This window comes from Solibacillus sp. FSL W7-1324, from assembly GCF_038008025.1.
Taxonomy (GTDB): domain Bacteria; phylum Bacillota; class Bacilli; order Bacillales_A; family Planococcaceae; genus Solibacillus.
On sequence record NZ_JBBOYH010000001.1, the window covers coordinates 376809 to 396278 of the forward strand.

Sequence of the window (19470 nt, forward strand, 5' to 3'; positions counted from 1 at the left end):
TAAGTTATTACTTCGCTCACTTCATCAAAAAAGCCTCTTTTGATGGACCGATGAGATAAAGCTCATGCATGGCACGGGTTAAGGCTACATAGAGCAGTTTCCGGTCAAGCGGATTGTCATCGTAAGGTGTTTCAAAGGATGTGAGAATGACTGCATCAAACTCTAAGCCTTTTGCCAAGTGACTTGGAATAACGAGAAGCTTTTGCTGATCGATTGCTGAATTTTCATCGAGCAGCTGAGCGGGGATATCCGAGTTTTCCAGCTGTTCGATTAACTGGACGGCTTCTTCTGTTGTTTTACAAATAAGTGCAATGGATTGATGCTGATTGGCGCGAATTTTTCCAAGGACATCTTGAATAATAGCGGCATCAAAACTTTCTGCGGCAATAAATTCAGGCACTTTCCCATGACGGACAACCGGTTCAACAAGCGGTAAATCCTCATCCATCTGCATCAGAATTTCATTGGCGACATCCATAATTTCAATTGTTGTTCGGTAGCTTTTTTGAAGTGTTGCATATGTTGCGCGCGGAAAAAGAGAGAGTACCGGCTGCCACTCTGTCAGTGACCGATAGCTGTGGATCCCTTGTGCAAGATCGCCAACCATTGTGAACATATCCGTTTCGAGACCGGCTTTTAAGGCAGCAAGTTGAAAATAGCTGTAGTCCTGAACTTCATCGATAAAGACGACGCGCATTTTCCACTTGTCATCGATGCCTTTGATTTTAGCCTGTAAAAAGTAAAGGGCGGCCAAATCTTCCAGCACCCAACGTTCTTTCTGATGCGATTTTATAAAATGCGCCACTTCTTCAAAAGGCCATTCAGGAGCAACTTCACCGAGCAATTCCCGATTCGTCAAAAGCTCACGGTACATCTGTTTCACTTTTACTTTCTGGAATTTTTTCATATAGACTGTTGCAACGGATTTTGCTTCCTGTTTGATTTTTGGAACGCGGGCATCCCGTTCATCGATCAGTTTTGTAACTGTACGACGGCGCTTGTCTGCGTCACGCATGCCATTCAGCGCACGGCCAATCGCATCTTCATAGCGCGTATTCAGTGTCGCGAGCACCGCTGCCGTTTTCCGCTTTACCTCTGTTTGAATCACCTTTTTAATACGTTCAAGCCGTTTTTCGACAGGCATATAATGAAATTCCACCAAAAACAGCTTTCGTAAATGCTCGCCCTTCATAATGCGGTATTTTTCAATGAATACATCATCAAACAAGGCGGCAAGCTGCTGTTCATGGTGCTCGATATAGCGGTTCATCATAATCTCATAAAATGGACTGCCTTTTGTTTTCGAAATGATGGCGCTCTCTTGCTGTACGGAAGGGTTCGCAATGAGCTGCTCGAGCTGTTCATTCGGATTTTGCAGTTTTAGTTTCAGGTTCAGTGCATCAAGCACATATTGTGCATATGTTGTTTGGCAAATTTTATCGACGCCAAGTTCCGGTAATACATCGGCAATATAGTCGATAAATAACCGGTTTGGTGCAAGAATCATCAACTGTTCAGGATTGAAATGCTCGCCCATTGTATAAAGGAAATAAGAAATCCGGTGCAGGGCAATCGTTGTTTTCCCTGAACCTGCAGCACCTTGTACAAGGATCGGCTGACGAAGATGTGCGCGAATAATTTCATTTTGTTCTTTCTGGATAGTGGAGACAATTTCAGTTAACCGGACATCGGCTTTTCCTTCCAGTGCTTCCTGCAGGAGCTCATCATTTGTTGTTAAATCGACGTCGCGATAATTGATCAGCTCGCCGTTTTCAATTTTATATTGGCGCTTGGCAAACAAATGACCGGAATGTGTTTCATCCCGGACATCATAAGAAATATCACCAAGTCGGCCATCGTAATAGACGTTTGCGACAGGGGAGCGCCAGTCAACAATAATCGGTTCATGGGTCTCACTATGGAAAAGTGAAGTCTTTCCGATATAAAGAAACTCCTCGTTTTCGTTTTCACGCTGGAAATGGATTCGTGCAAAATACGGTTTTTGCCGAATCGCTTCCAACCCTTCTTTTTGATTACGGGCAAGCTCGAAAAAACGTGTATTCATTAAAATATTCAGGAAGCTGTCACTGGAGTCCAAATATTCCACATTGGCCATCGCAGTACGGATATTTTCCTGTGCCGTTTCAATATCTTTTTTCGAGCTATTTAAAATCCGGTCCATATAATGGATTGTTTCTTGCAGACGTTGTTGTTCCTGCTTAAAGTCTTGAGCTGTCATTAAATTTTTCCCCCTAACGTGTTACCACTTTGCAACATGTTCTTCAATGCAGCCAAGCATTTGCTGGATATGCAATGTTTTGCCATCATCGAGTTGAATAAATCCATCGTAATAACCGACCATCTGATGAACCGAGGAAACGATGAGTTTCGCATTTGTTTCTGCCACACGTTCAAAAAATGGAGTGAAAGTTAAGTTGACGCGACCGGTAAATTTCGTTTTGATCGTCCACGGATGCATGAAATTAGTGCGGTCATAGTGAAATAAAACATCTTCATGTATTTTCGTCATTTGACCGTCGATAAAGATAGCATTTTCAGTCATGCCTGTTCCGTCTGTCCATTTACCGCCAAAGTTTAATCCAATCCGCTGCCCACGCACACGCTGTGATGCCATGCCCCAGTTCCATATTGCTTCACGCGGCCATACACCGCGGCCGTAATCAAGCACAGCAAAGCTTTCTTCCGGTGTGAACGTAAAGGTACGATTGCCGATTTTTACAGTTCCCGTAGTTGGCAATGTGTGATGTTTCGCCGTGAATTGGAAAGTTCGGCGATTCCATGGAATGACTACATTTAGGGAGTCATCGTCTTTCGGATGTGCAATCGTCAGCTCAGCGTGTAAAGGATCACCGTCAAAATCAGGCGCGGTTACGGTTAAATGGGTCTCTCGGTTGAAGTATGTAAGTTGAATGGACATTTCGGAATTTTTATATTGAATTGTTTCCAGCACTTGTGTCGGCATTTTTACTTTTGCCCCAAGCGGAATTAAAATTGTTTTTTCAAAGTAGCGTTGTGTTTCGTATTCGAGGAAATAGACAAAGCATACAGCCGCGTAATCCATATGACTGATTGTCGCGGAAAATAAAATCTCCTCGCCATATACACACCAGTAATTCCATTTTTTCTTGCGCATAAAATGCCCTGACAAATTACTGTCGATAATAGGTCTTCGTGCAAAACCGATTGCTTCCGGGTTTAAATTGCCTTTTTTATCGCAAAGGGCTATAGGAAGAAAAATTTCCCTTTCTGCATGTTGTGTCATTCATAATTCCCCCTAACCGTTTCATAATTTCAATAAAATAATTGTAGCAGACATTTACAAAAACAGGGGATTTTTGCTCTACATTCACAACACTTTCATAATTAGAAAGTACTCGACATACGCTGTGAAAAAAGGAGAAGATCGTTGTCTACTTATAATCGGACGGCTGCTGTTGATTATGCAAATAGATGGTGGGACAGCTTTAATCCTGAATATCCGGTATTTCGCGATGACTGTACAAATTTTATTTCCCAATGTTTACGTGCTGGAGGGGCTCCAATGCGAGGAGCACCGAATCGAGGGCAAGGCTGGTGGATGATCGGGCAACCGGAGCGATGGAGTTATAGCTGGTCTGTTGCACACTCCCTTCGCTGGTATTTGGAGACATCCACACAAGGCCTACGTGCGACAAGGGTAAACTCGGCAAGTGAACTGCAGCTTGGGGATATTATTTTTTACGATTTTACGGGGGACGGCCGTATCGATCACAGCACAATTGTGACGCGTATCAAGCAGGGGGTTCCGTATGTAAATGCTCATACCTCAAACAGCATTGATCGCCTCTATACGTACGAAGACTCCACTGCCTACACGCCGAATATGCAGTATTATTACTTCCATATAGCGGATCAGTTTTGATCGTTCTTATTGTGGGGAGAGCGGTGAAATAAGCGGAGTTTTTCTGCTTTTTAGGGCCGTTACTTTACCGTATTGTGATTGCCTGCCTGATAATGAACTTTTTTATATAGAATTCACACCATGTTATATGTTAAATAGAGATCATTCATGCTAATGTAATAGTAGTAATTGAAGGAGGATTTGGCGATGACTTTATCAGTAAGAGACGCAGTATTGCAACGCCGTTCGATTAAACTATTTAATGGACAGCAAGTTGACAAAAAGGCAGTAATGAAAATTTTGGATGATGCAAAATGGGCACCGAACCACGGCAACCGTCAGCCATGGCGCATTGTAGTAGGTGCAGAGGAGCAGCTGCCAAAAGTACATGAACTGCTACGAGACATGGCAGTTCCAAAATGGCAGGAGCTTTCAGAAGATGCCCTTGCGATCCAAATGAAAAAATTCACATTGGCCGGTGCATACGCATTTGTGCTTGTGACAGAAGATGTTCGTCAAAAAGAACGATTGGAAGACTATGCGGCAGCCGCTTGCTATTTACAAAATGTGCAGCTACTTGCATGGGAAAAAGGCATCGGTACTTGCTGGAAAACACCGGGCTTCCTAGATAACCCGAAATTCCGTGAAGCATTAAACGCAAAGCCACATGAACGTGTCATTTCAATGTTCCAGTTCGGCTATTACGATAATGTGCCAAATGTAAGAACACGAAAAGAGCTTTCTGAATTCGTAACGGAATTTGGGCAATAAATATGATGGAATGCATGAGGAAACGATGATTTCCTTGTGCATTTAGCAAAAGGAGTTGCCGCATTGTGTTGGCAGCTCCTTTAATTATTCCCTGACGAATAATTTGCATGGATTAATCGCAACCTATTATACAATTCATCTTAGAAAGGATGAGATATGTATGAAAAGAGTATTATTTCTGTTCGGGCTTCTATTATTGGCAGGGTGTTCGGAGGAAATAGTCGCGTATGAGGGAATGCCGTTAAAAATTGCTGTTTTAGGGGAATTTCAAGATCATTACAATACAAATATAGAAATTGTAGAAATTACATTCGACGCACTTGAAGAAGCAGTTACGGATGCCACTTTACAATTTGATGCACTTTTTATTACGCCAACTGTATTTGGACAGGCATCCCAGGATGAATACATTCAAGTTTATAAAGAGGCAATCATTCCAATCGTCTATTATGATGCAGCAAAAGGGCATTTTGCTTTTACAAAAGAAAACATAACGTATGATACACTGCATTTTCAAAAACTTATAAACGGTTCACATTCAACACTTTATTTACATAATGAAATACCGATAGGGGAAGAATTTGCAGAGAGAAAAAGAGGGATTTATGTTTTCAATTTTTATTTAAACAGGGATCGTTATGATATTATGCTGAAAGAAATTTATGAGAAAATCGAAACACTAACTTGAGATAAGTGAAAAAATCCCGTACAAAGTAGTTCTGTAACGGGATTTTGCTGTTTTTATATGGCTATTTCTTCAATAGAAAGCTCTTCTGACTTTGGTGCACGTTTACGGTTAGAGATTACGCCGGAAAGAACTGTCATGAAAAATACACTAGCAACAGTTACGATTATACAAGGCACTAAGTACTCGCGGTTCATTGAAAGCAGGATATCTGTACGGAACCAGTTTTGAAACGGAATACCACAGCCAAGAAGAACGGCAAAGAATAATACTTTTACTCCGACAGGTTTACCTTTCATCTTTTTAATCATCCCATTAATAAAAAGACGCAGCATAGCTAACCCTAATCCAACAAATGAGAAGATGATTAAATACGTCTTGCTGGACTCATCTAAAATAAACGCTTTTCCAATCATAAAAGCAATAATGGCAAGTGAAGTAGCTAAAATAATTTTTGATTTTTTATTCATATATAATTCCTCCTGAAAAAGTATTGAACAACTTGTTGATTACTGTGTTTAGTTTAAAAGGAATCGGCATATGAAGCAATCAACAGAATATTTTAAGGTGTTGAGTAGAGAGGAGAAAATGTTGTTTTTGAGTAAGTAAATAATCAAATAGAGCGAAAAAATGCATTTCGATTTAGCGTTAGAACGACTGGATGCTATTTTAAAATAAGTTTTGTATGGGGGATATGGGGAAAAGGTACTTACGAATAATTTAATGGAGGGATGCAAATGTTTTTTGATGAGCCGAAGCAGAAAATTGATGTTGCCTATACGAAACAGGAATTGCTAGAGAAACTCCAGGAATTACGTAGACCGGACAATGAGTTGGAAGGTACACATATTTATTTATTAACAAAGGATGTAGACGAATTTCACTCCATCGCACGTGATCAGCAAGTATCGCTTATTACAACAAATGGTGTCCGCAGCATAGTGAAAACCGCATTGACAAATGAATCGCCGATTGAAGAGAAAATTCGCCGCCTCGGTTTACCTGATAATAAGCGGCTGGAATACGAAAAGATCATTGAAGAGGGCGGAAAACTGCTCATAACAGGTACCGACCCATTTGATGAAGAAGATTGGACAGGCCATACGCTCGATGACTGGATTACGAACCGTTCCAATCCATCAAACCTCATTAATAAAGAGGTAATGGATGAACGCCCTGTCCCATTTGAGCCTGAGAAAAAGTACGAAGCATTGCCGAATACAACAGTTGCAGGAGATTTTGGCCGCAGCAGTGATGTCGATGATCCGGATATTATTCCGTTACAAGACGACCAGCGCATTGTTCGCGATCCAAATACAAAGGAACTTGGCATTTATCAGGCACCGCATGAAAAACAAAACTAAAAGCAAAGTCAGACTGTTCAATTAGGGCAGTTTGGCTTTTTTTGTGGGGTTGGGGATTTATTAGAACAATTGAATGAGTTATTAGAAGAAGTTGAGGTGTTATTAGAAAATCTGGCGAGGTTATTAGAAGATGGGTTCGATTCAGGGCAAGAAGCCTTCAATTTTTTCCGCATGACGGGGCAGGGGAAGACGGGGAACGATTTTATTAGAACAGTTGAGCAGGTTATTAGAACAACGCCGATGGATATTAGAAAATGCGCTGAGGATATTTGAACAAAGCGCGGACTTATTAGAACATCTCGGTAATATATTAGAAAACAGGCATTTTATTAGAACAAATAAAAATATATTAGAACATTTCAAGATTTATTAGAAAATCCACCACCCGCCTAAGAAAAACAAATTTTTAAAGGGAATTTAGTCTTTTTGTAGAATATTTTGTATGGATGTGAAAGGGGATAAGGACATGGATAAAGTAGTAGCTTCTGTACAACAGGCGATTCAGGCAATAGACGATGGAGCTGTATTATTAGTAGGGGGATTCGGGTTATGCGGTATTCCGGAAAATCTAATTCAGGCAGTAAAAGATAAAGGTACAAAAAATTTGACGGTTGTCAGCAATAACTGTGGTGTCGATGATTTCGGGCTCGGCGTTCTTTTGCAAGACAAGCAGATTACGAAAATCATCGCGTCATATGTAGGGGAAAATAAAACATTTGAACAGCAATATTTAAACGGCGAGCTGGAAGTGGAATTGACACCACAGGGCACATTGGCGGAACGCATTCGTGCTGGCGGTGCGGGCATACCAGGATTTTATACGGCAACAGGTGTCGGTACGCCAATCGCAGAGGGAAAAGAGACAAAGGAATTCGGCGGCAAAACATACTTGCTTGAACGCGCGATTACTGGGGATTTTGCGCTTGTAAAAGCATGGAAAGCGGATCGTTCCGGAAATCTTGTGTTCCGTAAAACATCGCGCAACTTTAACCCGCTTTGTGCGACAGCAGGTAAAGTGACGATTGTCGAAGTGGAGCAGCTTGTCGAAACAGGGGAACTGGATCCTGACGAAATTCATCTGCCTGGCATTTATGTGCAGCATATCGTCCATAGCGAGTCATTTGAAAAACGCATTGAACGCCGCACTGTAAGGGAGGAAGCATAATGGATGCACGCATGAAAATTATCCGACGCGCAGTGAAGGAAATACAGGACGGAACCTATGTAAATCTAGGTATCGGCATGCCAACTTTGATCGCTAATGAAATTCCTGAGCATTATAACGTGATGCTGCAGTCAGAAAACGGGCTGCTCGGAATCGGGCCGTACCCGACAGAAGCAGAAGTTGATGCAGACTTAATCAATGCCGGGAAGGAAACGGTCACAGCAAAAGTAGGCGCAACCTATTTTGATAGCGCAGAAAGCTTTGCGATGATTCGCGGCGGGCATATTGATTTGGCGATTCTAGGTGGAATGGAAGTTTCCGAAGGGGGAGACTTGGCCAACTGGATGATTCCCGGAAAAGTAGTTAAAGGAATGGGAGGGGCGATGGACTTAGTTGTCGGTGCGAAAAAAGTCATCGTCATTATGGAACATACGAACAAATACGGTGAGTCGAAAGTAAAACGTGAATGCTCACTGCCGTTGACTGGCAAAAGTGTTGTTCACCGGTTAATTACTGATTTGGCGGTCTTTGATTTTCAAGATGGCAAGATGCAGCTGGTGGAGCTTCAGGACGGGGTAACACTAGAGGAAGTACAGGAAAAAACAGAGGCAATTTTTGAAGTGAACCTATAAAGATAATGCGCAAAAAGCAGATTAGCTTTTTGTGCACTTTTTTATTTCCGGGCAACAGCTAAGTGACTTTTACTCTATAAAAAGTGAAACGAACAGCGAAAGAGTGAGTAAATAAATATACACCATTAATGGAAAATTAAAACAATCGCTCTATATTGAATGCAAGTAAATTGATAGATTCCCTCTATATACGATTAACAAATTGATAGATATTCTTAAAGTATAAATTATTATTTCAATAATTTGAAAATTAACATAATGGAGGGGTCTTATGAAAAAGAAAGCATTAGCACTATCCTTAACCGGCATTTTGGCACTGGGCGCTGTGGCACCAGCTTCATTAACTGCCTATGCTGTAGGTGAAGGGCCGAATTATGGTGGAAATGAATCGATTCAAACGTCAATCCTATATACTTACGATGAAATGGTGAATTATCTTAAGAAGCAAGACGCGAAACAAGATGCAATGCAGCTTGAAGTGATCGGACAAACGGTAAAAAAACGAGATATTTACTTGGCAAAATATATTACAAATCCAAATAACCCGACAATCCTATTTTTGACGCAACAGCACGGGAATGAACAATTAACGACAGAAGGCGCATTGGAGTTTATCAAACATCTTGGCACAGGTAAAACAAAGGGTGTGCTGGATAAGGTCAATATTCTTATTGTACCTATGTTAAATGCAGATGGTGCAATGGGGGATGTCGACTTTTCTCTTGATGATTATATCGCTGACGGTGGACGAAATTTAACGCGATACAATGCGGTAGGGGCCGACTTAAACCGTGACCATGTTGATAAAGTGCACCCGGAAACGCAGGCTCTTCATAAAAATGTTTTACAAAAGTATGATATCGACTACATGATTGACCTGCATCATCAAGGAACTCAGGCAAGACGTGACGGGAAACTCGTTTCAGGATCTATGCTTTATCCTACAAATGAAAATGTGAAGCCGGAAGTATTAGAGAAATCGAAAAAACTAGGTTCTGTTGTATTTAATGCCGTTGATTCAACGGGATGGGGGCATTTAGCGAAGTATAATGGCGGCAATGGTGAGAATATCGGTCGTAATGGTGCTGCAGTTCAATATGATATTGCGACACTCCTTTTTGAAATGCGCGGAATGTCCGATCATTTCAATGAATCGGCAGTTATCGGTCAAAAAAGTAATGGTTACTTAATCAAGCAGACGATTACAACACTCGATGCTGCGGTTCGAGCGATAGCAGATCGTTCAATTGAAACGGCAGATACTAGTTTCTGGGATACATTGGATACTCAAAGATAAAAAATATACGAAAAGGAGCAAGAGATTCTTAGTGTGGAATCTTTTGCTCCTTTTCTGTCTCTATCTTGAAAATGAGAATTTTAAAGTTGATGTTAGGATGAAGCCGTTATGAAAGTTATAATTCTATTAGCTAATTATTAATTTTCAGAAAGGATGATTGGTTATTAAATGGAGTAAAACTAAATCTATACTTGAAGGCTTTATATGTGAAAAGTTACAAGGACGAATTAAAATAAACGCGACTGTCTACCGGAAATTTCATGATGAACCAAGCAGGGTCTGGATTACATTTGATAAGAAAGAAATAATAAGTGCTTCGGATGTTACCTATCAAACAAGATATGAAGAAACATACCGCAAAATAAAAAAGGAAGAGAATTTAAAAGGCATTCCATTTAATTCGAATTGGGAAGTGATGTTTCAATCTCCTGAGCGACAAGCACTAATAAAAGCATCCGACAAATCAGAAGAAATGATGATTGATCAGAATATTTTCAGCAGTTATCACTTTTATGAGCCCTTTATGGAATATAGTTCATTATCCATTGAGGAAGCATTATCTTCTGAAAATATATTGATACGGGCATTTGCTATGTTTGATAGAAGGCTAGGCAAAAGAAGGTTAAAAAATTTAAGATTCACGAGCGAAAATACACATCCACTAATTTTGGAGTTTTATAAAATTCGATGTGATGTTGAAGGAATTTATGTAACAAAAAATCCCCAGCCTAAAAAGTAGGTGGGGAGTAGTTCTGCTTCAAGTTTACTTCGGGTAAGTCTGACACACACGTCCGATTTGTCCATCAGTCAGTCTTACTTTAATACCATGTGGGTGGGAGCTGCTGTTTGTCAGTAAGTCTTTTACGACACCGCGTGTTGTTTTGCCTGTACGCTGGTCTTGTTTCAATACGATATCCACTTCCAAGCCTGGATAGACATCGCTTCGGTTTTTGCCGTTCATAGTAAAACGTCCTCTCATTCATAAGTTTCTTTAGTATAGCACGAAACCGAAGAGGACCTGACGTTACAGTCTATTTCGGTAAGTGCTTTAAGAAATTCGCAGACCCAAAACCAAGTACGTCCTGTTCACTGTAATGCTTTAACAGCTCATTAACGAGGTTTTGATGCATTCCAGAATGTTCAAGATGGGGAATCTTCGCATCGATTCCATCAAAATCAGATCCAAGCCCGATCAAATGCTTCCCGCCAAGTGAGCAAATATAGTCAATATGACGAATCAAGTCCGTCATGCTCGCTGTGTTTGTACCGTTTATAAATTCGGGGTAGTACACAACATGAATCGGCGCGTTTTTTTCAATCATCGCTTTAATCTGTGCATCGTTCAAATTGCGCTCATGGTTGCAAACAGCCATGGCATTTGAATGAGAAGCAATTACATAATCGGCATGCTCGATGACATCCCAAAAGCTTCGTTCATGCAGGTGGGTGACATCGGTGAACAGCCGGTGCTCATTATTCAGCTTAATAATTTCTTTGCCAAACGGTGTGACGCCAATCTGTGATGTACTATGTAAACCGTCTGCAGCTTCGTTAGAGTAATTCCATGTAAGCCCGATCGACAACACGCCTAGCTCACGGAATTGATGCCAAAACTCAATATCGCCTCCGAAAAAATCGACGCCTTCAATCGTTAAAAAAGCGCCAGTTTGTCCTGGCTGTAGTTTCTCCAAATCCGTCCACTTTTTAATATGCACAACTTGTTCACTTAGCACTTCCTGCTGAAAGTGTGAAATTTGTTTAAAAGCAGCGGCCCGTTTTTCCTCCAATGTTAACGTTGGGTAAACATAAATCGCAAACGCCTGTGCCATCACATTACCTGCACGCAGTTTATCTGCATTTACATCAAGCAGACCATCATTAAACCGGTGGCCGTCCTGCTGCATGCGCCATAATGCATCACAATGTAAATCAATTACTGGAATACTCATTAAAAATCCCCCTCCATTTTGGTGAAAAAAAGGTGAATGACCGCAATCATCCACCTCATCTTAATTTTAATTTTTATGCATGATGAAGCCCTGCAAAAATACCGCCTTCTGCGACAAGCTCGTCATATGTGCCTTGCTCTTCAATTCCATTTGGTGTGACAACGAAAATATAGTCGGCATCACGAATTGTCGCTAAACGGTGTGCAATAATTAATGTCGTACGGTTTTTCGCCAAATCATTCAACGACTGCTGGATAATTCGTTCAGTCGCTGTATCTAGTGCGGATGTCGCCTCATCCAATATTAAAATTGGCGGGTTTTTTAGGAACATACGTGCAATCGCAAGGCGCTGCTTTTGTCCACCCGATAATTTCAGACCACGTTCACCGATTTCCGTTTCGAAGCCATCTGGTAAATTCTCAATAAATTCTAGCAAGTTCGCCTGCTCGGCTGCTGCTTTAATATCCTCGAAGCTTGCGCCTAATTTACCATATTCGATATTTTCACGAATAGTACCTGTAAATAAAAATACATCCTGCTGTACTGTTCCAATTTGTTTACGCAGTGACTGCTGTGTTAAATCGCGGATATCGTACCCGTCAATTGTAATCGCACCGCCCGTAATATCGTAAAAGCGGGGGATAAGCGCACTGATCGTCGTTTTCCCGGAACCGGATGGACCGACAAAGGCAACCGTTTTTCCTGCTTCCACTTTAAATGATAGATTATTCAGTACTTGCTTACTGTCTGCGTATTTGAAGTCTACATTTTTAAACTCAATATCGCCGTTTAAATGATCGATATCAATCGCATTTGGACGATCGTTAATCGTCGGCTCCTGGTCAAGCAGATCACAGAAACGTTTAAAACCGGCCATTCCTTTTGGATACATTTCAAGCAATGCGCTGATTTTATCAATCGGTTTAATCAGAACGTTTGTAAATAGCACGAAGCTGACAAATTCCCCGTAAGACAACTGGTCATTGAATGAAAGCCATGCCCCAACGACAAGTACAAGTAAAGTCAGTAAACGAGTTAAAATATAAATGCTTGAATGTGTGCCCGCCATTACTTTGTACGCGTAAATTTTCGCTTTACGGAATAGGGCGTTCTGGTCTTTGAAGCGGTTCGTTTCGAATTCTTCATTTGTAAAAGATTTCACGACGCGAATACCCGAAAAGCTATCTTCCACACGGCCATTGACGTTCGCAATTTCACTGTACATAACGCTCCAGCCTTTTTTCATTCGTTTATTGCTCCAATACATGACCGCTATTAAAAACGGAACGAAAATCAGGATTATTGTAGCCAAAGTCGCGTTTATATTGAACATAATTGTGAATGCCCCGATAAAGGTCATCATTGCAATGAACAAATCTTCCGGACCATGGTGCGCAAACTCTCCGATATCGAATAAGTCATTCGTAATACGACTCATTAAATGACCTGTTTTCATATTATCGAAAAACGTATAAGGTTGGCGCTGCACATGATTGAACAGCTGCTGGCGCATATCGGTTTCGATATTGACTCCGAGCTTATGGCCTAAATAGTTCACGATAAAGTTCATTGCCGTACTTAAAATATACGTCAGTAAAAGAAGCGCACTGATTTTTGTGATCATGCCCCAGTCGTTTGTCGGGAGCAGATCATCGATAAACCATTGCACAGCCATCGGGAACAGCAATTCCAGAACGGCCACAAATACCGCACACGAAAAGTCGATGATGAACAATCGCTTATGCGGCTTATAATACGTAAAAAATCTTGCTAGCATTTCTAGTCCTTTCTGTTAAACAACTCAAAACTGAGTGCAACCGGTTGTGATAGTAGTGAAAATGAATCTTATTCGGATTATAACATTTTTTGGGAGCTTTTCGAGAGGCGAAATTTTTATGTGTTGGAGGAGGGGAGAAATAAAAATAGCAAAAGGCTGCTCGAAAGAATTACCTTTCTGAACAGCCTTCAAACAATCATTTAAATAATAACATTAGCGATTAGTAATGTAATTAATCCTACGAACCAACAAATTGTTGTAGGTACAGACCAGACGAGAATCTGTTCTTTCACTTCTTTTATGCCTAGCATCCGGTTTACAACCCAGAACAAGCTATCATTAAAGTAAGAGAAAATGAGGGCACCCATTGCAGCAGCTTGAGCAGCCAAAGCCATATTGACATCCATCGACACTAAAATAGGAGCCGAAATAGATGCAGCTGTAATCATCGCTACAGTACCACTACCTTGAATCAATCGGACAATCGTAGCAATTAAAAACGGAATTAATACAGCAGGGAGTGGTAAATCTGCAATTTTCGTTGCAATGAAATCACCAGCACCGCTTTCGCGTAAAACGAATCCAAATGCACCACCGGCACCTGTTACAAGTAAAATAACACCCGCTGTTTGAATACCTTCTTCCATGCGCTCAAGTGTTTCTAAACGATTTAATTTGCTTGTTAATAAATAAATCGCAGCAATTAACCCAAGAGATACGGCGATAATCGGTTTACCCAAGAAAATTAAATAACTATAAAATCCGTCTGTTAACTCTAACGCTCCTAATGTAGTATTTAAAAAAATTAAAACAATAGGTATTAATATCGGCATAAATGAACGGGCTAAAGAAGGCAATTCTTTTGATCGCTCATCCGCTAATGCGACAAACTCATTGTATGCCATCTTTGCATCTGGACGAATAAAACCGGATTCAGTATCATCTGGAATCTGGTAGATTTTATTTCCTAACCATTTAGCATAAAGTATACCCGCAGCTAACATGGGAATCCCGAATAATATACCTAACCCGATCATAATACCGATATCAACTCCGAAAATTCCCGCAACACCGAGTGGACCAGGAGTAGGTGGAACTAATGAATGGGTAATGACAAGACCGATAGCCAATGACACACCTAATGCAACAACGGATTTACCTGTTTTTCGTGAAAGCGCTTTAACTAAAGGGCTTAAAATAACGAATGCCGAATCTACGAAAATAGGAATAGAAACGATAAATCCGGCAACCGCTAATGCCCATTCTTCTTTCTTTTTACCGACAAATTTAATGAGTGAATAGGCAAGTGTTTCTGCCGCACCTGAAATTTCCAATAGACGGCCCATCATAACACCTAACCCGATTACAATCCCGATGGAAGCTAATGTACTACCAAAACCGGCTGTAATTGTATCTGCTACTGTTGCAGGAGCCATCCCCCCGATAATACCTGCAATAGACGCAGCAATTAGCAAAGCTAAAAAAACGTGGATCTTTGTTTTCAATACTAATAATATTAAGACAATTATACCTAGCAATAATCCAGCAATAAGCTGTGTGCCTGAAACATCCATCCGAATAACCCCTTTATTGTATTGTGTAAAGATGGATTCTAATAGTCTGCTATGACTACTAGAATCCAATGGTATTACATATTGTAGCTAGTGAAATTTGGTGCGTACTGTGCTGCAAGCTTGATTGCTTCTTCTAAACTAATACTCTCAGCAATATTTTTACCTGCAATATCGAAAGCAGTGCCGTGATCGACAGAAGTTCTTAAGAATGGAAGACCATTTGTAATAGAAATCGTTCTATGGAAGTCTGTCATCTTCGCAGCGATATGTCCTTGATCGTGATATAACGAAAGCACCGCATCATACTTACCGTTTAAAGCTTGGAAAAACACAGAATCGGCAGGAACTGGACCTACTGCATCGATACCGGCCTCAACAGCCATCTCAATACCTGGCTTGATTTCTTCTACTTCTTCCATACCGAATAGTCCGCCTTCACCGCTATGTGGGTTTAATCCCGCCACAGCGAAACGTCTATTTTCTACACCTAAACGTTGTAATGCTTTGTCACAGCGTACTAAGTAGTCTGCAACACGTTCTTTCGTCATTTGACCAATTGCATCTTTCAATGATAGGTGACGCGTTAAGAAGAAGATGCGCATGCCTCGTACTTCAAACATTGTTAACGGGTCATTTGAACCTGCAAGATCTTCAAGCATTTCTGTATGACCGATATATGGTACTTCTGCAGCTTTTAACGATTCTTTGTTAATTGGTGTTGTTGCTAAAGCATGAACTTCACCAGCTAAAGCAAGCTCAACAGATTTTTTAATGTATTCGAAAGCACCTTGTCCACCTTGAACAGATACTTCACCATATTCAAGTTTGTCGATATCAATATTGTTTAAGTTGATGACATCGATTGTGCCCAACTCATATTTCCCATCTTCCGGGGAAGTGATTTCGTTAATTGTTACGTCTGCATTGACGATTTCAATCGCACGCTCGATTACCTTTGAATCCCCGATAATTAGCGGTTTACTAACATCATAAATTTCCTTTTTCGTTAATGATTTCACCGTGATTTCCGGGCCAATACCAGCCGGGTCACCCATTGGAATTGCGATAATTGGTTTTTCTGTTGTCATAATAATTTCCTCCTAACAATGGTTTGTCAAAAATTTAATGCTTTTATATAAGGCATCCTTTTCACCAGCCATACCGCCTTTTGTAATGATCGGAAGGCCATCTAGTTCGCCGCCCATCAATTTACCGTAAGCTACTAAAGGAAGTACTTCTTCTTCCAGTTTGATTCCTTCTGCATTACTAATTGTGCAAATGGACGAAGTAATATCGCCTCCAGAAGAAAAACAGCCGCCAACACTATAATTTGTGCTTTGTAAAACTTTCATCGTGATCATACCGATGCCAGCTGCAATACGTTTTGCCAAATGTTCTTCAGTTGTTTCGAACTTATTGGCAATGGTCGTTAAATTCAATTGGTCCTGATGTGGTGAGTTTGTCGTCATGACTAAAACATCATGTGAATCTAAAAACTGAACTGCTTCTTGTGAGATCGCTTCAATTTCCGCATCCCATTTTTCATCTAGATGAGTTAAACGATTTGCATCAATGTAATACGGATAGGCATCTGTTTTCTCCAGTAAATATTGAATCTGTTTGGAGGCAGTTGGTGTAATACTGCCGATGGAAGCGACTATCTTTTTGTTCTGCGACTGTTGATTTAAGATGGCTTTTGAATATTTTGCTGTTAAAGGACCTGGATCAACAGGAACTAACGAATAATCGTTAACCTTCAACATTGCTGCTGTAATGCAATCAATATCGTCATCTGTCACAGCGTCAAGGACAATGATGCGGTTACCAGCGGAAATTTCTTTGTTCATCGCATCTGCCAGTTGTTGTACTTCCAGCAGTACCGTTTCCAAACCGATATGAACAACGGGAAACTTGCTTTGCTTTTGAATGATATGTGGTACAAACGATTGCTTTAAAGGATTGACCGGATCTTTTGCGACATCAGTTGTCTGCAGTGGAACACCGTTAACTAACAAATATCCTCCTGATGTGATACGCCCTGATTCAGGAAATGAAGCAACGACAATGGCGATCGCTTTTTCTCCTATAGCCTCCAGGATGGTATCAACCTCATATCCGATATTGCCGCGTACCGTACTGTCAATCCGCTTGCAAATTAAATCGGCTTCCCAGTTTTGGAAATTTTGCAGGGCTGCTTGAACACGTGCTTTAGCTAAATCCGGTTGAACATAACGACTATCTGTATCTACACACACAGCATTGAAAGCCCCTAAAGTAGGAGGGGTTTGAAATGATGTTAATGTAGTGGCTGAAAATCCTTGTTTCGATAATTTAACGCCTGTTGCATTTGCGCCTGTTAAATCATCTGCAATAATTCCAATTTTCATAGGTAGCTCCTTTCATCAAGAAATGATTGTTATTTTTTCACAAAGTTGTGCATGAAGATCTTCCTCTAAATAATCCGTAATAAGGCCACCGTTAATATCATTGAAGTCACAAACTTTAACAGTAGACTTTTCATTTGCCTTACTTGAATCTGCTACTAAGTACGTTGTTTCGGCAGCTGCAATCATTAACCGTTTAATTGCTGCTTTTTCGAAAGTAGGTGCCATAATGCCGGCTTCCGGATGGAAGGCATGGGCACCTAAAAAACAAATATCTACGTGAATAGATTTTAATAAGCTTTCTGTTAAGGAACCGAAAATTGCGCCAACACTATTTTGAAGCTCGCCACCTGTAATAATGACTTTTACTTCGCTATTAATAAGCACTGAGGCAATATATACATCATTCGTGATAACGGTTACATTTTTCTTATTACTAAGCAGTTTTGCAATTTCAATTGTTGTCGTTCCGGAATCTAAAAGAATAGTTGAGTTATCCAGAACGAGTGATGCAGCGATTTGGGCAATCAGCTGCTTCTGCGCATTATTTTTACTCTCTTTAATTAAAAAAGAAGTTTCGTTTACTAATGGTTTATTTAAAACAGCTCCGCCATGAGTGCGAATGACTTTATCCTTTTCTTCTAAATAACTTAAATCACGTCGGATTGTCATAGTGGAAACTTGTAATTCATGAGCGATCTGTTCAATATCAACTTTCTCATGTTCGTTTAAATGCTCTAAAATTAAAGCTCTACGTTCTTTAGGTAACATATTTACCTCCCGAAATGTTCGTTTTTAACATCTATTAGTTACTATAATGTTAAAATCGAACAATAAAGTCAAGAGTTTTTCGAAAAATCTTGTAATTTATAAACATCTGAATGTTTGAAAACAGTTGATAGGACTTGTTTTGGCGAGGGAATAATTTTTTTCTTGGAATTTCATGAGAAGTGCTTAAAATTCCGTATCAATTTGAAAAAATGGTACACTTAAAAAAAGCAAAGAAGCGAAGGTGTACGTATGAATTTTTATATCGTAATGCAAGGGCGTACATATGATGAGGCAAAGGAAAAGCAAATCGTATGGTGCTCAATTTTAGATAATAGTGGACAAACACCACATTCTTGGGAGCGGATGAAGGAAGTAAAGAAAGGCGATGCAATTTTTCACTGTGTGAAAGGGGAAATCGTCGCAATCAGTACCGCTCAGGAAGATTGTGGGGAAGGTGTGAATCCTTTTGATCAATCCGGTGAAGTAGGGCATCAATTTCCGGCAATATACGAGGAACTACATTTTCCCATTTCAATAAAAGAACATTTTGAAGAAACCGAGTCATTGCTGCCGGTCAAGTATTCACCGTTCCAACATAATGGGGACGGCAACCAAGGCTTTTTATATCCTTGTAATGAAATGCTCGCAATCAAGTTGCTGGAGCTTATGAGCGATGCAAATATTTATGAGGAAAATGAGGAACAGTTGGAGTTTGCGATGGGCCTCATTGCACAAAAAGAACGCAATACGCTCGTGCCTGTATTAATTGAAACAGAAGCGGAAGCAAAGGTGAAAATCCGTAAAGGCCAGCAAAAATTTAGAAAGCAACTAATGCCATTATGGGACAACCAATGTGCACTATGCGGCATCTCGCTACCAGGACTATTACGCGCCAGCCATTCAAAACCATGGAAAGATGCAACAAATGATGAGCGACTCGATCCGTACAACGGTATTCTGCTTTGTCATAACCATGATGCGTTATACGACCAAGGCTATATCGCATTTGATGGAACAGGAAAAATTCATATTTCTTCGGAGATTGATCAGATGGATTATGTGAAATACGGAATTCATGAGAAAATGCGCGTGGCAAGAGTGGAAGAGAATAAGAAATATTTTAAATGGCATAAGCGGGAGATATTTAGGGGGGAGATTTAACAAATTTGCCACCTATTTTTGTGTTGCTTCTATAAAGTT

20 protein-coding genes are annotated in these 19470 nt (G+C 40.4%); 10 read left to right on the forward strand and 10 right to left on the reverse strand.

From position 1 onward, the window contains the following. Positions 1–16: 16 nt before the first annotated feature. Positions 17–2239 carry an RNA polymerase recycling motor HelD gene (helD, locus tag MKY71_RS01855; RefSeq protein WP_340731404.1) on the reverse strand — a complete coding sequence of 741 codons (2223 nt, stop codon included), beginning with the start codon at positions 2237–2239 and terminating at the stop codon, positions 17–19. 21 nt (positions 2240–2260) lie between these two features. Further along, positions 2261–3283 (reverse strand): DUF2804 domain-containing protein, encoded by a 1023-nt coding sequence (locus MKY71_RS01860; protein ID WP_340731405.1) that lies wholly within the window; start codon positions 3281–3283, stop codon positions 2261–2263. Positions 3284–3427: 144 nt separating this feature from the next. Between MKY71_RS01860 and MKY71_RS01865 the strand changes: the two genes are divergently transcribed. From MKY71_RS01865 to MKY71_RS01875, 3 genes are all read left to right on the forward strand, one after another. Next, positions 3428–3922 (forward strand): amidase domain-containing protein, encoded by a 495-nt coding sequence (locus tag MKY71_RS01865; protein WP_339174962.1) that lies wholly within the window; start codon positions 3428–3430, stop codon positions 3920–3922. A gap of 186 nt (positions 3923–4108) precedes the next feature. Beyond that, complete coding sequence (locus MKY71_RS01870; protein ID WP_340731406.1) at positions 4109–4672, forward strand: nitroreductase family protein; 564 nt, start codon at positions 4109–4111, stop codon at positions 4670–4672. 160 nt (positions 4673–4832) lie between these two features. Beyond that, the gene (locus MKY71_RS01875; RefSeq protein WP_340731407.1) at positions 4833–5360 is read left to right on the forward strand and encodes a hypothetical protein; all 528 of its coding nucleotides are present in this window, start codon (positions 4833–4835) and stop codon (positions 5358–5360) included. A gap of 53 nt (positions 5361–5413) precedes the next feature. Here the strand turns inward: MKY71_RS01875 and MKY71_RS01880 are convergent, their stop codons facing one another. Next, entirely contained in the window at positions 5414–5827 is a 414-nt protein-coding gene (locus MKY71_RS01880) for an MFS transporter permease (RefSeq protein WP_340731408.1), read from the reverse strand. Positions 5828–6094: 267 nt separating this feature from the next. Here MKY71_RS01880 and MKY71_RS01885 point away from each other — a divergent pair, with 267 nt between their 5' ends. The 6 genes from MKY71_RS01885 (at position 6095) to MKY71_RS01910 (ending at position 10554) form a co-directional block, all read left to right on the forward strand. After that, a complete protein-coding gene (locus tag MKY71_RS01885; protein ID WP_340731409.1) occupies positions 6095–6721 on the forward strand; it encodes a general stress protein in 627 nt (208 codons plus the stop codon). 69 nt (positions 6722–6790) lie between these two features. Then, a complete protein-coding gene (locus tag MKY71_RS01890; protein ID WP_340731410.1) occupies positions 6791–6994 on the forward strand; it encodes a hypothetical protein in 204 nt (67 codons plus the stop codon). A 193-nt stretch (positions 6995–7187) separates the two neighbouring features. Continuing rightward, a complete protein-coding gene (locus tag MKY71_RS01895) occupies positions 7188–7886 on the forward strand; it encodes a CoA transferase subunit A (RefSeq protein WP_340731411.1) in 699 nt (232 codons plus the stop codon). Then, positions 7886–8518 carry a 3-oxoacid CoA-transferase subunit B gene (locus MKY71_RS01900; RefSeq protein WP_445683727.1) on the forward strand — a complete coding sequence of 211 codons (633 nt, stop codon included), beginning with the start codon at positions 7886–7888 and terminating at the stop codon, positions 8516–8518. The genes MKY71_RS01895 and MKY71_RS01900 overlap by 1 nt, the downstream gene beginning before the upstream one ends. A 271-nt stretch (positions 8519–8789) precedes the next feature. After that, the gene (locus tag MKY71_RS01905; RefSeq protein ID WP_339197301.1) at positions 8790–9815 is read left to right on the forward strand and encodes a M14 family zinc carboxypeptidase; all 1026 of its coding nucleotides are present in this window, start codon (positions 8790–8792) and stop codon (positions 9813–9815) included. A gap of 163 nt (positions 9816–9978) precedes the next feature. Beyond that, complete coding sequence (locus tag MKY71_RS01910; protein ID WP_340733601.1) at positions 9979–10554, forward strand: SF0329 family protein; 576 nt, start codon at positions 9979–9981, stop codon at positions 10552–10554. A 24-nt stretch (positions 10555–10578) separates the two neighbouring features. Here the strand turns inward: MKY71_RS01910 and MKY71_RS01915 are convergent, their stop codons facing one another. The 7 genes from MKY71_RS01915 to MKY71_RS01945 all read right to left on the reverse strand — a co-directional run bounded on the left by MKY71_RS01915 (position 10579) and on the right by MKY71_RS01945 (position 18270). Beyond that, positions 10579–10776 carry a YwbE family protein gene (locus tag MKY71_RS01915; protein ID WP_340731412.1) on the reverse strand — a complete coding sequence of 66 codons (198 nt, stop codon included), beginning with the start codon at positions 10774–10776 and terminating at the stop codon, positions 10579–10581. A gap of 70 nt (positions 10777–10846) precedes the next feature. Further along, positions 10847–11764: a dipeptidase gene (locus MKY71_RS01920; protein WP_340731413.1), complete on the reverse strand. Its 918-nt coding sequence runs from the start codon at positions 11762–11764 to the stop codon at positions 10847–10849. Positions 11765–11837: 73 nt separating this feature from the next. Then, entirely contained in the window at positions 11838–13541 is a 1704-nt protein-coding gene (locus MKY71_RS01925; protein ID WP_340731414.1) for an ABC transporter ATP-binding protein, read from the reverse strand. Positions 13542–13741: 200 nt separating this feature from the next. Next, positions 13742–15115, reverse strand: a complete 1374-nt coding sequence (locus MKY71_RS01930; protein WP_340731415.1) for a GntP family permease — start codon at positions 15113–15115, stop codon at positions 13742–13744. A gap of 74 nt (positions 15116–15189) precedes the next feature. Next, on the reverse strand, positions 15190–16203 hold the full coding sequence (pdxA, locus tag MKY71_RS01935) for a 4-hydroxythreonine-4-phosphate dehydrogenase PdxA (protein ID WP_340731416.1): 1014 nt from the start codon (positions 16201–16203) through the stop codon (positions 15190–15192). A gap of 12 nt (positions 16204–16215) precedes the next feature. Further along, positions 16216–17502, reverse strand: coding sequence for a four-carbon acid sugar kinase family protein (locus MKY71_RS01940; RefSeq protein WP_340731417.1), 1287 nt, complete (start codon positions 17500–17502; stop codon positions 16216–16218). 15 nt (positions 17503–17517) lie between these two features. Then, positions 17518–18270, reverse strand: coding sequence for a DeoR/GlpR family DNA-binding transcription regulator (locus MKY71_RS01945; protein ID WP_340731418.1), 753 nt, complete (start codon positions 18268–18270; stop codon positions 17518–17520). Positions 18271–18519: 249 nt separating this feature from the next. Here MKY71_RS01945 and MKY71_RS01950 point away from each other — a divergent pair, with 249 nt between their 5' ends. Then, positions 18520–19431, forward strand: a complete 912-nt coding sequence (locus MKY71_RS01950; protein WP_340731419.1) for an HNH endonuclease — start codon at positions 18520–18522, stop codon at positions 19429–19431. Positions 19432–19470: the final 39 nt, after the last annotated feature.

Coding starts and splice junctions, on each gene's coding strand:
- helD (WP_340731404.1), bottom strand. CDS start 2,239: ATGACAGCTCAAGACTTTAAGCAGGAACAACAACGTCTGCAAGAAACA.
- MKY71_RS01860 (WP_340731405.1), bottom strand. CDS start 3,283: ATGACACAACATGCAGAAAGGGAAATTTTTCTTCCTATAGCCCTTTGC.
- MKY71_RS01870 (WP_340731406.1), top strand. CDS start 4,109: ATGACTTTATCAGTAAGAGACGCAGTATTGCAACGCCGTTCGATTAAA.
- MKY71_RS01875 (WP_340731407.1), top strand. CDS start 4,833: ATGAAAAGAGTATTATTTCTGTTCGGGCTTCTATTATTGGCAGGGTGT.
- MKY71_RS01880 (WP_340731408.1), bottom strand. CDS start 5,827: ATGAATAAAAAATCAAAAATTATTTTAGCTACTTCACTTGCCATTATT.
- MKY71_RS01885 (WP_340731409.1), top strand. CDS start 6,095: ATGTTTTTTGATGAGCCGAAGCAGAAAATTGATGTTGCCTATACGAAA.
- MKY71_RS01895 (WP_340731411.1), top strand. CDS start 7,188: ATGGATAAAGTAGTAGCTTCTGTACAACAGGCGATTCAGGCAATAGAC.
- MKY71_RS01900 (WP_445683727.1), top strand. CDS start 7,886: ATGGATGCACGCATGAAAATTATCCGACGCGCAGTGAAGGAAATACAG.
- MKY71_RS01905 (WP_339197301.1), top strand. CDS start 8,790: ATGAAAAAGAAAGCATTAGCACTATCCTTAACCGGCATTTTGGCACTG.
- MKY71_RS01915 (WP_340731412.1), bottom strand. CDS start 10,776: ATGAACGGCAAAAACCGAAGCGATGTCTATCCAGGCTTGGAAGTGGAT.
- MKY71_RS01920 (WP_340731413.1), bottom strand. CDS start 11,764: ATGAGTATTCCAGTAATTGATTTACATTGTGATGCATTATGGCGCATG.
- MKY71_RS01925 (WP_340731414.1), bottom strand. CDS start 13,541: ATGCTAGCAAGATTTTTTACGTATTATAAGCCGCATAAGCGATTGTTC.
- MKY71_RS01930 (WP_340731415.1), bottom strand. CDS start 15,115: ATGGATGTTTCAGGCACACAGCTTATTGCTGGATTATTGCTAGGTATA.
- pdxA (WP_340731416.1), bottom strand. CDS start 16,203: ATGACAACAGAAAAACCAATTATCGCAATTCCAATGGGTGACCCGGCT.
- MKY71_RS01940 (WP_340731417.1), bottom strand. CDS start 17,502: ATGAAAATTGGAATTATTGCAGATGATTTAACAGGCGCAAATGCAACA.
- MKY71_RS01945 (WP_340731418.1), bottom strand. CDS start 18,270: ATGTTACCTAAAGAACGTAGAGCTTTAATTTTAGAGCATTTAAACGAA.
- MKY71_RS01950 (WP_340731419.1), top strand. CDS start 18,520: ATGAATTTTTATATCGTAATGCAAGGGCGTACATATGATGAGGCAAAG.